At 29.8% G+C, this 15,894-nt stretch carries 16 protein-coding genes; 9 read left to right on the plus strand and 7 right to left on the minus strand.

Going from position 1 to position 15,894, the window contains the following annotated elements; translation table 11 throughout:
- Window positions 1–134: 134 nt before the first annotated feature.
- From B6F84_RS03900 to B6F84_RS03910, 3 genes are all read left to right on the plus strand, one after another.
- Window positions 135–1,772, plus strand: a complete 1,638-nt coding sequence (locus B6F84_RS03900; protein ID WP_236749051.1) for an outer membrane protein assembly factor BamB family protein — start codon at window positions 135–137, stop codon at window positions 1,770–1,772.
- 127 nt (window positions 1,773–1,899) lie between these two features.
- Window positions 1,900–2,193 (plus strand): hypothetical protein, encoded by a 294-nt coding sequence (locus B6F84_RS03905; RefSeq protein ID WP_148691018.1) that lies wholly within the window; start codon window positions 1,900–1,902, stop codon window positions 2,191–2,193.
- A 91-nt stretch (window positions 2,194–2,284) separates the two neighbouring features.
- Window positions 2,285–2,614, plus strand: a complete 330-nt coding sequence (locus B6F84_RS03910; RefSeq protein ID WP_148691019.1) for a winged helix-turn-helix transcriptional regulator — start codon at window positions 2,285–2,287, stop codon at window positions 2,612–2,614.
- Here B6F84_RS03910 and B6F84_RS03915 read toward each other — a convergent pair.
- From B6F84_RS03915 to B6F84_RS03930, 4 genes are all read right to left on the minus strand, one after another.
- Entirely contained in the window at window positions 2,611–4,212 is a 1,602-nt protein-coding gene (locus tag B6F84_RS03915) for a B12-binding domain-containing radical SAM protein (protein WP_148691020.1), read from the minus strand. The genes B6F84_RS03910 and B6F84_RS03915 overlap by 4 nt on opposite strands.
- A gap of 99 nt (window positions 4,213–4,311) precedes the next feature.
- Window positions 4,312–4,719: a hypothetical protein gene (locus B6F84_RS03920; RefSeq protein ID WP_148691021.1), complete on the minus strand. Its 408-nt coding sequence runs from the start codon at window positions 4,717–4,719 to the stop codon at window positions 4,312–4,314.
- Window positions 4,716–5,336, minus strand: a complete 621-nt coding sequence (locus B6F84_RS03925) for a hypothetical protein (protein WP_148691022.1) — start codon at window positions 5,334–5,336, stop codon at window positions 4,716–4,718. Before B6F84_RS03925 ends, B6F84_RS03920 begins: the two co-directional genes overlap by 4 nt.
- A complete protein-coding gene (locus B6F84_RS03930; protein WP_148692831.1) occupies window positions 5,327–6,202 on the minus strand; it encodes an ABC transporter ATP-binding protein in 876 nt (291 codons plus the stop codon). The genes B6F84_RS03925 and B6F84_RS03930 overlap by 10 nt, the downstream gene beginning before the upstream one ends.
- 87 nt (window positions 6,203–6,289) lie before the next feature.
- Between B6F84_RS03930 and B6F84_RS03935 the strand changes: the two genes are divergently transcribed.
- The 3 genes from B6F84_RS03935 (at window position 6,290) to B6F84_RS03945 (ending at window position 9,436) form a co-directional block, all read left to right on the plus strand.
- Window positions 6,290–7,048: an ATP-binding cassette domain-containing protein gene (locus B6F84_RS03935; protein ID WP_148691023.1), complete on the plus strand. Its 759-nt coding sequence runs from the start codon at window positions 6,290–6,292 to the stop codon at window positions 7,046–7,048.
- On the plus strand, window positions 7,014–8,045 hold the full coding sequence (locus tag B6F84_RS03940) for a hypothetical protein (protein WP_148691024.1): 1,032 nt from the start codon (window positions 7,014–7,016) through the stop codon (window positions 8,043–8,045). Before B6F84_RS03935 ends, B6F84_RS03940 begins: the two co-directional genes overlap by 35 nt.
- Window positions 8,046–8,134: 89 nt before the next feature.
- The gene (locus tag B6F84_RS03945; protein WP_148691025.1) at window positions 8,135–9,436 is read left to right on the plus strand and encodes an APC family permease; all 1,302 of its coding nucleotides are present in this window, start codon (window positions 8,135–8,137) and stop codon (window positions 9,434–9,436) included.
- Window positions 9,437–9,460: 24 nt separating this feature from the next.
- Here the strand turns inward: B6F84_RS03945 and B6F84_RS03950 are convergent, their stop codons facing one another.
- Complete coding sequence (locus B6F84_RS03950) at window positions 9,461–10,033, minus strand: hypothetical protein (RefSeq protein WP_148691026.1); 573 nt, start codon at window positions 10,031–10,033, stop codon at window positions 9,461–9,463.
- A gap of 327 nt (window positions 10,034–10,360) precedes the next feature.
- Here B6F84_RS03950 and fdhF point away from each other — a divergent pair, with 327 nt between their 5' ends.
- The 3 genes from fdhF to fdhD are packed head-to-tail and all read left to right on the plus strand — an operon-like array spanning window position 10,361 to window position 14,366.
- Entirely contained in the window at window positions 10,361–13,282 is a 2,922-nt protein-coding gene (gene fdhF / locus B6F84_RS03955) for a formate dehydrogenase subunit alpha (RefSeq protein ID WP_148691027.1), read from the plus strand.
- On the plus strand, window positions 13,279–13,599 hold the full coding sequence (locus tag B6F84_RS03960) for a helical membrane plugin domain-containing protein (RefSeq protein ID WP_187152746.1): 321 nt from the start codon (window positions 13,279–13,281) through the stop codon (window positions 13,597–13,599). The genes fdhF and B6F84_RS03960 overlap by 4 nt, the downstream gene beginning before the upstream one ends.
- Window positions 13,600–13,601: 2 nt before the next feature.
- Entirely contained in the window at window positions 13,602–14,366 is a 765-nt protein-coding gene (fdhD, locus tag B6F84_RS03965; protein WP_148691029.1) for a formate dehydrogenase accessory sulfurtransferase FdhD, read from the plus strand.
- A 444-nt stretch (window positions 14,367–14,810) separates the two neighbouring features.
- Here the strand turns inward: fdhD and B6F84_RS03970 are convergent, their stop codons facing one another.
- Entirely contained in the window at window positions 14,811–15,230 is a 420-nt protein-coding gene (locus B6F84_RS03970) for a hypothetical protein (RefSeq protein WP_148691030.1), read from the minus strand.
- A 349-nt stretch (window positions 15,231–15,579) separates the two neighbouring features.
- The gene (locus B6F84_RS03975) at window positions 15,580–15,771 is read right to left on the minus strand and encodes a hypothetical protein (protein ID WP_148691031.1); all 192 of its coding nucleotides are present in this window, start codon (window positions 15,769–15,771) and stop codon (window positions 15,580–15,582) included.
- Between the last annotated feature and the right edge of the window lie 123 nt (window positions 15,772–15,894).

A 15,894-nucleotide genomic window follows, 5' to 3' on the forward strand; every position in this document is an offset into this window, starting at 1 on the left:
ATTACATTAAAATAAATTTATCTAAACAAATTACCTGATTAAATCTGTTCTTATTAGATACTTTATTAAAGATTATTTAAATAAAAGTCTTAAAAAGTCGGATTACTTAAATATTATAGCAAGAATCTTCACTTATGGATAAAAAATATTTAATTGCAATTCCAATCCTAGGAATTTTATTAGTTTCAATGGTATTTTTTATACAACAAGGAATATTAGCTAACGTAAATCAATACGAATCAAATCAATCATCTTTAAATCAAAATTCAGCTCAAATGCTAAATCCTATAACTACTACTTATACGCAATATAACGGGACATATTTTCCATATAAAGTTATAGTAACTTACTATCCTGGAAATCAAACAAATGAAAATCTAGGATTTCCTTCAGCATGGACAGTTACGAATTTCAATCAAGACCATGAAGCAGTAGTAAATACTATAAATCCATATATCAAAGAAGGATTAAATTATGAAATTCCAGTTTTAGATTATGTAGGAGGTAATGCAATTCCTCTATCTACACCACCATCGCAATTACCATGGGCACAACAAATGGGCGTTAAAGGAGCATTAGTTATGGAAACCCAAATGGCTGGAGAAGCTCTAGGAGTTACACTAGCTGATAATCTTCTGTTCGTAGAAACTGATAGCTTACCAGGAGGTATAGTAGCATTAAATCCATTAACTGGTAATGTAGTTTGGATGGCTACTGGATTAGCAGGCCAAGCTATGAATAATCCAATAGTATATAATGGAATAGTATACGTTTCAGTAGGTGGAGTATGTTTTACATTTTCAGAGTTCGTACATTATGAGCAAGGCCAATACCAAGACATAGTAAGGGCTAGAAACGGAGCATTATATGCGTTCAATGCAAGCAATGGAGAATTACTATGGATGAGATTTACTATGGGTGAAGCAATGCCAGCACCAGCAATATATGATGGAATTCTAGCTTACACTACTGGAGGAGGATGTTTCGTAGGATTAAACGCAACAACTGGTCAAGCATTATGGATGGATAGATTCCCTGGGTTAATGGGTAATATGGCTAGTGTTAATTATTACGTATTACCTAACGGAACGCCATTATTTATTGCTGGATTCACTTACACTGCTCCTCCATATGGATATTTGATAGCAATAAATGGAATAACAGGACAAGAAGCCTGGAATGCTACGATGCCTAAACCATTTATTGGCGCTAATACTGGTCTAGGCGATGTATCTCCAGCAATAGATCAGAAAGCAGGATTAGTTATAGATAACGATATTGCAAACTTTAGCAATGGTGAAGTGGATATGGTAACATTTGCATTAAATGCCACAAACGGTAAACCAGTATGGGCAACTAATCTAGGAAGGGGTCCTATTCCACCAGCATATAAAGGAGGGATGCCGTTAATTGTAGGTAATGTAATATATGATGGCAATCCATCATTAGGCACTGTAAATGCTATTGCAGTTAACAATGGAAGTATACTATGGGAGACTAAATTACCTGATTTACAAACTCCTCCATCATATCCAGGTGGACCAAGAGGAAGTCCAACATATTATCATGGATTATTATGGGTATCAGCTGGAACAAACATCTACGTAATCAATCCGCACGGAGGACAACTATTGACAATGTATAATGTTGGAGGAAGATTTGGAATAGTAAATCCTGTAATTGCTGGCAATACAATGTTCTTGTCTAACTCTTATGGATGGTTAATAGCAATACCGTTAAGCCAAATATATTCAGCATATACTATGTATTAAGGGATTTTTTCTTTAAACATTTTATAAATACTAAATATTTAAGAATTTTTTCTTTATTTAAAATATTTAGATTGAAATTAATTTATTGTAGAAAAAGTTTAAATTTCAATAAGAATATATTATAAGTATGAAGCGTTATACGTTTTATATTAGCAACGATTTAAGAAGACAAATTTACAGTGAAGCGTTAAAATATTTATCTCCGCAACAAATAAGGAGCATAATAGGAGAGCAGAAAAAATCGATGTTTTGGAAAAGTAGGTCAAAAGTATCTGATGAATCTATTGAAAAGCTAATAGAAAATCTACCACTGCAAGTTAAACTAGAAGTTCTTTCAGTAATAGAGAAAGATTTAAAGGAAGCTTTAGATGCTATAGAAAGAGAGAAAAAGCAATATGAAGAAAGTATTAAACAAAAATAATTTGAAATGTCTTTTTAAGCACTAATAATTTCATAAAGTAAAGCAGATGTAAAAAGTAAAGTATATAAGCTTATTTCTTAATATATATGGTATGGCTCAGAATAAAGATGAACAAGTAATTTGTCCAATAGTAGAAGCAATAAATGCTGTAGGCACAGAAGCTAGGCTCTTAGTTTTAAGATATCTTTTTGATGGAGATAAAGGATTTAATGAATTGCTTAGATTGACAAAGTTAAGTTCTAAAACTTTAGCTAGTACATTAAAATATTTAGAAGAAAAGAAAATTATTCAAAGGAATATTATCAGTACTAGACCATTTAAAGTAAGTTATAGTCTTACAGAAAAAGGAAAAGACTTGAAGCCTGTCTTCGATGATTTAAGGAAATGGGGTGAAAAATGGATGGATACTTTGCTCGACTAATCATTAGCCATAAAATATCTATTCTTTTTAACTGCGTTTGTTTCGTCGTAAACTATTATTTGAGAAGAATTAATTAATTCTTCTATTTTTTCTTTACTTAGATCTTCTTTATCCTCTCTATAGAGTTTCCAAGTTCTTAATAGATTCTTTGGCATTCCTATTACTATTTCTTTTGTATAATGCGGAATTTTGTTTATAAAATATTTTTCAGCTTCTCTGAGTAATTTTAATTTCTTTTCAGGAATTTTTTGCCTATATATTTTACTTTTAATCCATTTTCTTACGTAGAAAGTATAATTTCCGTAATATTGTAAAAATTGTACCAAAACAGGATTTGTTTTTATCTTCATTACGGGTAATAAAAGATCATAATAATCCCAATTTAATGTAAATATTTTATTTTCCTTCAATGCTCTTATAAAGGATCTTGTTCCAGGTAAAGGGGTATATATGCTAAATTGTACACTATCTGCTCCAAAATCTGATAATCTATATGCAAATTTTACAGTTTTCCACATTTTTTTGAGAGTATCGTATGGTGATCCTAGAATCAATCCAATTAATATTACTACACCGTTTTCATGTAGAATTTTAACAGCTTTTTCAGCTAGTGAAGTTACAGTACCTTTATGCATGCTCTTTAACGTATCGTCATCACCAGATTCAACTCCTAGAAATGCTATACTTAGTCCTGCATCAGAAGCTTTCTTTATTACTTCTGGTTTTTTAGCTGTTATATCTACTCTCATTTGTGATATGAAATTAAAATTTAGATTTTCATTTATCATATCGTCGAATAATTCCATTCTTTGTTTAATATTTGGATATACAATAAAGATATCATCAGTAAAGAATATCCAGTCATATCCAAGTTTTTTTAGTTCACGTAATTCTTTAATTATTCTCTTGTTCGATTTGCTTCTCCATGTATTTCCCCAAGTTGGAGTTACTGAACAGAATTCGCACGCGTATGGACATCCTCTAGATGTTTCTATGCACGCTACTGCATGGCTATTGCCAAAAACGTCAAATGGATATTTTTCTCTATCTACTAGATCGTATGCAGGCATAGGAAGTTCATCTAGATTTAGTATTAAAGGTCTAGGATGGGTTCTTCTTATTATATTTTCCTTATCCTTATATACAATTCCTTTAATATTTTTGAAGTCTTCATGATTTTCTATAGCTTTGGATAGATCCATTATAGTTTCATCTCCTTCGCCCATGACTACCACATCAAAATAATTTCTTACCATTTCCTCTGGTACAAAAGTTGCGTGATGACCTCCTGCTACTAATACAGTATCAGGAGATTGCTCTTTTACTTCCTTTGCTATATTTATAGCTACATTATGAGCTGCAGTAGCGTGCAAAGTTATGCCTACTAAATCTGGATGAAAATTTACAGTTTCATTAATTACTTTTGAAATATCTGTTTCATCAGCTTCCATATCTATTATTTTTATTTCATTATTTTCGTTAACAGCTCTAATATCACCTGCTAATTGTATTAATCCTAATGGTGATGGTAAAAATCCAAAACTCCTTAGATATGCGCTTCCATTAGGATTAATAGGTCGTATTAAAACTGCTTTCATATGATAGGATGATTCTTTTAATAATAAATATTTTTGTACCATATTGTTGGACATTAAATTAATATCATTAGATGAATAATGTTATAATACAAAGGAAATTTATAATTTATCTCTCTTTAATACATTTAATTTCTTTTTCTTTATTCTATTATATATAATCTGAGCTATTTCTATTTCTATTCCAACTATAATAATAAAAAAGCTAACATATTTATATGTATTAGAATAGAATAGTTTTATATTATCTCCAGTAATTGTTACATTGCCTTCTCCTTGTATGGAAAAAGGTGATGTAAAAAATCCAGAATATCCTTTTGATGCTTGTATTTCAGAATTAGGTGTATATATTGTAAAGTTTCCCGAATTTACAGTTATAGTAACTGAGGTTATCCAGGGTGGTAGAGTAAAATTTCTAGATACAGTGATAGTAGTGTGAAAAGGTAATGGTATAGCTCCTAAAATTAAGATTAAGATCCCTAATGATATTAATGGTATTCCATACCTCATACTGATAACCTCTGAAAGATCTCATAATCAGATATAAACAAAATAAATAGAAATAATGCAAATATGCTATAGTTTATAATATTTTCTATATAGAAACCAATAAAAACGAAAGCTACGAAAATATTTACAAGAAAGCTTCTGAATGGTTTCTTAATTAATAAGGTGACAAATAAATATAAATTACATACTAATAAATATACATCTAAGAATTTAAATATCCATATTACTCCAAAATTAAACGATCCTAAATAGAATATTAGCTCTGTAACTAGAATGAAAGATATTCCAAGTAGCAGAACATCTACAAAATAAATATAGAAAAATAGCTTTTTCCTGCCTTTTAATTGCATAAACGTTATTATAGTTTCATCAAAAATATCTTGCCCAGTACCTAAAGATATGTTTTTTAATGCGATTAAAGATAATATTATTGTAATAAAATATATTATTACATTAAATAGAAATGATTCGCCATATCCATTAATAGATCTTGTACTAGGATAAGCTAAATTATATGATAATGCGGAAGCTATTCCTAGAATAGCACTAAATTCTAAAATAGAAGTTAGTCCATAGTCACCAAGTCTATGCTTAAAAAGAAGACTCATTAACCCCAACCAATTTCACCTAGAATACTCTTATCTAAAATAGAATTTCTTAAATAGAAAATTTTTACATTATTTTCAGTTAAAATTGATACTATTTTCCTTATATCTCCTCTTACTTTAATTTGATTTCCTAAAACTTCTGTCTTAAACGATTTTAAACAATCCAAAGCCTTACCTATGTTATCTACAACAATATAAAATTCCTCTAGTAAATCTTTCCTTATCAGCTTTGATATCTCATTATTATATCTGATTATACCATTATTTATAGCTAATAAATGAGTAGATATTGTAAGTAACTCTGACGCTATATGAGAAGATATAAGTACAGTAACGCCTTGTTTTTCTCTTAATCTTAAAAGTGTATTATAAACTTCAAACCTAGATGCAACATCTAGAGTTGCTGTAGGTTCATCAGCTACAATAATTTCTGGATTTTTTAATAAAGAGAATGCTATCTGTAACTTCTGCCTAGTTCCAGTAGATAGTTCTTTCACCTTGTTCTTTAAGAAAATTGAAAGATTAAGAATGTCTAAAATATTAATAACATCAGAGTAAGAAGTATTAAATTCTGAAATAACTTCTCTAATCACATCTTCTACAGTTAAATATAGAGGCAAATAAGGTCTATCCAAAATTACAGATAATTCTTTAGGCAAATCTTGGCTCTTCCAAGGATCTTCTCCTAAAACCGTTAAATGACCTGAAGTTCTATTAATCAATCCAGCAATAATTTTCAACAAAGTAGATTTTCCTGCCCCATTAGGCCCTACTATTGCCGTTATACTTCTTTTCTCTATTTTGAAAGAAAGGGAGTGCAATGCCTCAAAATCTCCGTACCTTTTCGTGAGCCTATCAGCTTCAATAACCATCAAGAAAAATTTCCCCTTATATCTATTAAGTATTACGTAGTATAATGTATTCATAATGTTTTTAAGTATTATTTCCTTAATTCAACTTGAATGCTGAAAGCTATTAATGTTTATAAGGAGATTAAAGACAACTTAATTTTACAAGATATAAACCTAAATATAGAAAAAGGTGACAAAATCGGATTAGTAGGATTACATAATTCTGGAAAAACAATGCTTCTAGATATTTTATCAGGGAAAACTAGACCTAGTAAAGGTAAAGTAATAATCGAAGGAGAAAAAACTCTCAATAGAAAAAAGATAGCTTATGTTCCTCAAGTTCCTCTTTTAAATTTATCATTAACACCCAGAGATCTTGTAAAATATATTGAAGGAAATGAACATTTTTTGGAAGAATTAGGAATAAATCCTAAAAGTAAGATAAAAAATTTAAGTTTAAACGAAAAGAAGAGGATATTTCTAGCATTATCATTAAACTTCTCTCCGGAATATTTGCTTATAGACGAAATCAATGACGACGAATATTTAAAAAAATTTTTTCTAAATTTTGAAGGAGGCATCATAGTAACTAGCCATAGCCTAAGAAAAATATGGGATCTGATTTCAAAAGTCATAATTTTAAATAAAGGAAAAATAGTATACTCAAGAAATAAAGAAGAATTACTTTACAAGATAATAAAAATTGATAAAAAATATTTCTCCTCTAATCTTAAAAATCATGATTATGATATGGAAGGAGATTATATCGAAATTTGGCTAAAAAGAAATGAAAAAATTGATCAAATAAAAGGAGAAGAAACGTTGGTAGATCCAGATGATGCTATTCTCAGATATTATCTTAGAGATTAAGAAAAATGCGATCTTATTTCTTCTAATCTTATTAATTCTCTTGAGCATACCAGTCTTCCTTTCATCTCTTAACCAACCATTTAACGTAATCGGAATAGTAAAATACAATAAAACTGGAATACAAATATCTGGTTTCATTTTTAATTATTACGGAAAAGGAGTAAAAACACAGATCAATATAATCGTAAATTCCAGTAGAATATTTACATTAACAAATGATAATGGGAATTTTACAATCCTACTTAATAGTACTTTTCTCACAAGCGAAAACATTACTTTATTGATAAGACATTTATTTTATACAGAAAAAATTACATTAGATAAATATAATAGTACTTTTGCATATGCATCAAATAAAATACTTGGATACTACATTTCAAAGACTCTTTCAATCGTTACTGTTTACCATAAATCAGTAATAGCTGTATATCCAAAAAATACGATCTCTATAAATGGAGAAAAATATTCTAGACAAGGAATATTTGAAGTTACTTCTAACAGTTCAGTATATCCTAAGGAAAGTTACTTCGGATACTCTAGAATATACCAAGAAAATAAAATTTATTCCATAGGAATAATTGTATCATCAATAATAGGATTAGAAATTTTAAGTTACTTTAGCTTATCACAATTTCCCAGAAAAGAATTAGATGAGTTAATGAGATTAATTGGTATAAAAACCGTTTATTTTTCTAAATTTACTTCCATCCTACTTTTTGGCATTTTCCTATTTCTTATACCTATCTTATTTTACAATTATTTAGAAAATTTACCATTAAACTTTTTTGTTGTTCAATCAATATTTTCAGCATTGTCATTCTCTTTCGGAATAGTAGGCATTTATTCCTTTTTAGATTCTAAGGAATCAATATTAGCGTCAATAGTATTATCGGACTACATTTTAGATTTAGTTTATTTTAATCTTGGAATATTATCAGTTTTATCATTCATCTTACTAATTTCTGGATATTTAAAAATTAAATTAAGATATTCATAAGCATTTTGCTTATACCTCCTATTGAATAACATATAAAAAATGAAATTTTGCTAGAAAGACTTTTTTTATTATTTATTCTTTTAAATCCTATGGCCAGCGAAGGAGAAGTAAGCTTTGGACAAGCAATAGCTATAGGTTTAGGAGCTATAATAGGAGCAGGAATATTTGTACTTAGTGGCACAGCAATAGCTTTAGCTGGATCTTTATCTCTATTTGCGTTCATCGTAATAGGAATATTAAGTCTTTTAATTTCTATGCAATTGGGAGAACTGTCTACCATATTTCCACACGCTAAAGGCACTACGTATTCTTATGCATATGAAGCTTTTGGGCATGAACTAGGATTTTTAACTGGTATTATGGTTTATTTTAGCTTTGCTACTTCAATAGGTGCTATAGCTGACGGATTCGGAGCTTACATCACTTCTGTTTTAGGAATAAGTAAAGGTTTCTCAATTATTTTCTCAGTAATTCTAATAATTATTCTTACTATACTTAATATTCTTGGAATTCAAAAGGCAGCTGAAGCAGATTTCTATCTAGTTATAATAAAATTATCAGTTTTGTCAGTTTTTATAATATCTGCAATAATTCTATCATTAAGAATATTTTCATTTTCTCATTTTGAATCTAAACCATCACAAATAGGAGTAGTTCCATTCTTTTCTTCCGGAATATCAATATTCTTTGCTTACACTGGCTTTCAAGTAATTACGTCATTTGCAGATAAAGTAAAAGGAGGAGTAAACAAAGCTGCTAAAGCGGTAATTCTTTCAGTAGTAATTAGCATAATTTTTTACGTTCTAGTAGCATTGTCAATGCTATTTCTGGTTCCGGCTAGTAAATTCGTAATTAATGCAGATCCATTATCTTTTGCCTTATCTTATGTTCACGCTCCTTCGTGGTTATACTATCTGATTGATGCTGGAGGAATGATAGCTACTACTTCAGCTAGTTTAGCTATGATCCTCCTTTCTGGTAGAACTTTATATCAAATAGGAAAAGATATGAATTTTCCTTCTTTTTTAATAAAATATGATCAAAATAAGGATGTAGCTCCTAATGCAATTATAATTTCATCGGCAATAGCAATAGTCTCTTTATTTTCTGGAAGCGTGTTCGTAGTAGCTTCGATAAGTAATTTCGGTTTACTATTTTCATTTTTAATTAGTTCGTTAGCAATCTTTCATTTTAGAAGAAAAGGAATTATAGGAAGCTACAAAACTCCTTTTTATCCTTGGTCAGTAATAGTTACTATTATCCTTTTAATTTCACTTCTGATAGGATTTCCAAAAGAAGCATTAATAATAAACCTTGGAGTAATGCTTTCAATTATCATTATTTCATATATTTTAAAGGATATAAGAGAAGAAAAAAGTAAATATAAATAACTTTTTATTATTAAATTAAAGTATTTATAATGGAAGAGACCATCCTAATGCAAATGTAGTAGCTGCAGCGAATGTTAGGTACATTAGCCATACTCCAGTGATTAAGTGAAAAGCTCCTTTAACTCTAGTCCAGCGCTTAGACGCTAATAGACTAGCTGGAATATCTGAAACATAAACCAGCGCTAGTAAAGTGAATAATATCCCTACGGGTGTATTACTTGTTTTATAGAATATGAGTGCACCTATAATTGATATCCATAGAAATGCCACAGCCATATATCCATCAACTCTAGTATCTCCACCGTAGTGCTTATTTAATCCCATAGCAAACCAATGTACTCCATATGCAGTGAAAGCCAACGCAGCCATATATATAGAATTTGCTTCAGTAATATGATAAAATGCTATATACATCCATAGTAAAATACCAGTTATAAATTGCATAAAACCAGGCATCCATATACCCCATTGGCCTAATGACTTATTTAATGCTTCAGAATTATTTGGATAATTACTTACTTCCCATCCTCCATATACAAAATATCCTGTTCCTAAACCAAAAAATCCTACAGCTAACGGTACTAGTGGTAGAGTCATATTTCTTCAAGAAAATAGATAAATTATTAATGATTATAAAGCTATCTAGACTATTATTCATTTATTATGTGATAAGTTGATTATATTGATAAAATAAAAACTTTGGAAACTATCTATTACTTTAACTATTGAAAATCATGTTTAAAAAAACTATCTATTACTTTTATATTCAAACAAATTTTTAAGTATTTTTATATAAATTAAGCAGAAGTAATAGAAAGAAAAGAAAATAAAATCATTTTTATTTTATTCTAGATATTAATAATATAATTTCCTTAATTTTAAGTAAAGAAACATTTTTATAGTAACAAAGTTATCTATTAACACATGATAACGCTAAAGGTTAATGGTGTAGAATACAAAGCTCAAGAAGGACAGACTATTCTACAATTTCTACAGAGTCATGGAATATATATACCTCACGTTTGTTATAATTCATATTTAGGTCCAATAAGGACATGCGATACATGTGTTGTTGAGTATAATGGAAAAATTGTTAGAGCATGTGAAACTAAAATTCAAGAAAATGCAATAATAAATACTGAAAGTGAACGAGTAAAAGAAGCTAGAGAAAAAGCATTCAATGTAATACTTAGAAACCATGATCTATATTGTACTTTATGCGACAACAACGTAGATTGTGAATTACATGAAGCAGTAAGCAAACTCGGAATTTATTCCCAAAAATTTTTACCTAAACCTTACGATGTAGATGATTCTAACCCATTTTATGTTTACGATCCTAAACAATGTATATTATGCGGAAGATGCGTAGAAGCTTGCCAAGATATAGTAGTTAACGAAGTTATAAAAATAGATTGGTCATTAAATCCTCCTAGAGTAGTATGGAGTAATGGAAAGCCTATAGATTACTCTTCATGCGTATCCTGTGGTACGTGCGTTACTGTTTGTCCTGTAAATGCATTAATGGAAAAAACTTTGCTAGGTAAAGCAGGATACTTTACCGGAATAAATCCAGAAGTAAAAGAAAAGCTAATTGAAGCAGCAAAAGCTGGAGAGAAAAACTTCGCTCCATTTATGCTAATAAGTGATATTGATAAAACACTTAGAAAATCATTAATTAAAAAGACTAAAACTGTTTGTCCATTCTGTGGAGTAGGATGTTCATATGAAATATGGACTAGAAATGAGAGAGAAATTTTAAAAGTAGAACCTAAACCAGAGTCTCCAGCAAATGGAATTGCAACCTGCATAAAAGGAAAATTCGGACAAAATTACGTAAACAGTAAAGACAGAATAACCAAACCATTAATTAAAGAAGGAGACCATTTTAGAGAAGCTACCTGGGAAGAAGCAATAAAGCTAGTAGCATCCAAATTAACGCAGATAAAAGAAAAATATGGCCCAGATTCAATAGGAATTATAGCATCGTGTACTTCAACAAATGAAGAAGCATACTTAGCTCAAAAATTCGCAAGACAAGTAATAGGCACAAATAATATAGACAACTGTGCCAGGTACTGCCAATCTCCAGCTACTACTGGTTTAATAAGAACCGTTGGATATGGAGCTGACAGTGGATCTGCAGAAGATTTGGCTTGCGCTGACCTAGTAATATTAATAGGTACTAATACTGCAGAAGCACATCCTGTAATAGCCGGTAAAATTAAAAGATGGCATAAGCTTTACAATAAAAAACTAGTTGTAATAGACGTACGAAAACACGAAATGGCTGAAAGAGCTGACTTATTTATTACACCTAATGTTGGAACTGATATCATTCTGATCAATGGGATAGCAAAATTCATTATAGATAATAATTGGGAAGATAAGAACTTCATCAGAGACAGAACAGTAGGTTTCGATGACTACAAAAAGAGTCTTGAACCATTTACGTTGGACTACGTAGAAAAAGTTACAGGAGTGGACAAGGAAAAAATCATAACCATTGCTAAATGGATTCATGAAAGTAAAGGAGTATCAATTGCCTGGGCAATGGGAATAACTCAGCATCAAGATGGAAGCGAAACTTCCACAGCAATTTCCAATTTACTTTTACTTACTGGTAATTATGGAAAACCATGCTGTGGTGCATTTCCATTAAGAGGGCACGCTAATGTTCAAGGAGCAGGAGACGTAGGAGCTTTATATAATTTCTTACCTGGGTATCAGTCTCTTTCCGACGAAAAAGTAAGAAAGAAATTTGAAGAAGCCTGGAATTGTGAATTACCAAAGAAACCAGGAATATCAAGTACAGATATGGTAGATGCGATATTAGACGGAAGAATTCACGCTATGTACATAATGGGTGAAGATAAAGTATTAGCTGATGCCGATCAAACTAAAACTAGAGATGCTTTTACTAAATTAGATTTCTTAGTTGTTCAAGATATGTTTATGACTGAAACTGCTAAATATGCTGATGTGATATTACCAGCGTCAGCTCCTTTAGAAAAAGAAGGAACTTACGTCAATACTGAAAGGAGAATACAAAGATTATATAAAGTTATGGAACCGCTAGGAGAAAGTAAAAGCGATTGGGAAATTATACAGATGATAGCTAGAGCAATGGGTTATAATTGGAATTATTCTCATCCTTCAGAGATTATGAAGGAAATTTCCTCACTGGCACCGATATTTGAAGGAGTTACTTATGATAGATTAGAAGGATTTAAGAGCTTACAATGGCCAGTTAAAAAAGACGGAACAGATTCTCCTTACTTATATAAGGATAGTTTTCCATTCCCAGATGGAAAAGCTAGATTCTATCCAACTAAGGTTATTGAACCTCAAAATCTTGACGAAAATTACGATTTATATCTAATAAACGGAAGAATGTTAGAGCACTTCCACTGGATGAGAATGACTGGAAAAACAGAAGGAATAAAGTATAAAGTACCGCAGACATTCTTAGAAATGTCTCCAGAGTTAGCTGAAAAGAAAGGATTAAAAACTGGAGATGAAGTAATTATAGAGTCAAGATCAGGAAGAATAAAGACAAAAGTTCTAGTCTCAAATAGAGTCTCAGGAAATAAGGTATTCCTAAGTATTCATGATGATAAAGATATGAACATTAACTGGTTAACATTAGATAATAAAGATCCTACTGCTAGAACTCCAGCATATAAAGAAACTCCAGTAAGAGTAGAAAAAATAGAATCATGCACTACATGTGAACCTCCTTTACCTAGATGGAATCCAAGATATGCAGAAAGAACTCCACAAATAGGCGTTAAAGTAGAAGATAAATGGAAAAGAAAAGACTACATGAAGGTGATAGATCAATGAGTGAAGTAGAAATAGATGAAGTTTTAGATTTACTAAAGGAATTGAAAGAGACAGGAATATTAGATATTATAAATTCTATGCTAAGAAACAGAGAAGATATAATCCTAGAATTCGCGGAGTGGTTAAAGAATAATCAAAACGTAATGAAAAATGCATCTTTATTACTATCAGTGGTAAATAAAATAAATCCTGATGAAGTAAAAAAAGCAAAATCATTAACAGAGGTAATATTAATGCTTAAAGATCCGGACGTTCTAGCAGGCATATCTTATTTCTTAACAATCATGAAAAAATTAGGTGAAAGCATAAAGGGTTAACAATGAGTCAAAAAATTAAAAGCATAAAATATGAAGATAACGAAGCTATTTCATCGGAAGAAGATGTTGTAATAGAATCACCACTTAAATTGACAATACAAGGAGAGTTTAACACTAATACAATTTATATTATGAGAACTCCAGGAGATGATGAAGAATTAGCTTTAGGATTTCTTTTTACTCAAGGAATAATATCCGGAATTGAGGACATAGTTTCTTTAGAAGTTAACGAAAATGAAGTTCACGTAAAAATAGCAAAACCTGTGAAATTTGAAAGAGAAATCTTAGTAAACTCTAGTTGTGGTATATGTGGAAATCCTACTATGTTAAAAATTCTAGAAAATAAAAATACAAATTTCAAAATAAATGCATCACTTATTCTATCTTTACCTGAAAAGATGATTAAAAAACAGAAGCTTTTTCAAGAAACAGGAGGACTCCATGCTGCTGCATTATTTGATAGAGAAGGGAATTTAATAGATATAAAAGAGGACGTAGGAAGACACAATGCAGTAGACAAATTAATTGGAAAAATGATATCTAAAAAATTAGATGGATCATTATACATCCTACAAGTAAGTGGAAGGGCAGGGTACGAGATAGTAGAAAAAGCTATAATAGGTAAAATTCCTATCATATCAGCAATTTCAGCACCTACCACTTCATCGATAGAACTATGTAAGATTACGGGTACTACTCTAATAGGATTCATAAGACAGAATAAATTTAATATATATGCTCATCCAGAAAGAATAATTTTTGATTGAAGATCGAAAGCCATTTAAATTATTTAGCATAATTTTTAGCTTCGTTAGATACATTTTTATCTTAATGCATAATTTAGTAAAAGTTAATGAGAATTCCATTTAATTATATTACGTTAATAACTTAATTCTCTGATTAACTTACACACTTTAAATAGCTTAAAAGATATTCGTTACTCATACATAATTGGAATAATTAAAGTAAAGCGCTAATTTCCGTCGACTATTATTTGAGTATAATTCGTATTAACTTATTCTATTACTTATAAAATATTACTAATCAAAGTCAAGAATTATTTATACTAGTTGGAATAAACCCTATATTTTCGGTCAAAAAATGATAACATAAAATTTGTAATGTCATATAGTAGGAATAATAAAAATCAGGAGAATATATATTCGCATTATCTTAATATATAAAATTACAATTGAATTTATATTCAAAGATTAAAGATCTAACTCTAGAATTTGTCCATTTTCCAGGTGTATATCAGCTGTAGTATTTTGTAATGTATATCCAGTGAGTAGTAATGTAAGATTGTTTACTCCTAAAGGGATAGAAGATCCATAATCCCTATTCCCATTAGCTATAACTGTAACGTTGAATCCTGGTATAGTTGTTCCTCCTTGACTTATATAACAGATTGCAGTGACTTCATTTCCTATTTCCTTAACTGTAATATTTATGTATTCCGATGCATTAATGTGAAACTCGTATTCTAGAGGAATATAAGAATATCCTACTTTTGCGTTACTAACTACGCATACTTCAGAACTATTATACGCGGAAAGATGCACATGCATAATTAGAGGAATCAATCCAATAATTAAAAGGATTATCGGTATAATGAAATATATTTTTTTCATATATTAATTAAAGCTTTTTAAAGTTTAAGAATTTTTTTATTATTTATCCTACATGATAGGTTCAATATACATCTTTTTGTACATTCTTAAAGACTTTTCTCTAAAAAGAGGACTTCTTCAGACTTTTTAACTTTGTTTTACTATTAGATACTGTATATACTTTCCAATTTTATATTATTTTTGAATCTATCAATAAAGTTAAGCATTTACTCTACTGTGTGTCTCATTTGAAAACTAGACGATAATTCTATGAATGATCCTAATAAAGAGAATAACCTCAATTTTCAGATAATCCACAATCTACATTTACTCTTATAAAAAAGAATATTAAAATATTGCCTTATTAAATCTACATTTCTTTTGGTTTTGATGTGTTAATACTCCACGATACTGCAGAAACGCTCAGCAATAATATTCCTAGATAAATAGGAGCATCAGGCGAGTATTTGAAGTATGAGATTCCTCCTATTATTCCTGTTATTAATAGAACTAATCCAACTAATGTAAGTATTGAACATGTACAAATTTGCGTTATTTTCATTTTTTTCTCACTATGTAAATATTAACATACAATCTTTTAAAGCTATCTATATTTATGTACATATATATACATTCATATATTTTGATACTTGTATTAGAAAAGATTATATAGAAAGACTTAATA

The sequence above is a fragment of the Acidianus manzaensis genome (assembly GCF_002116695.1).
Lineage (GTDB): Archaea > Thermoproteota > Thermoprotei_A > Sulfolobales > Sulfolobaceae > Acidianus > Acidianus manzaensis.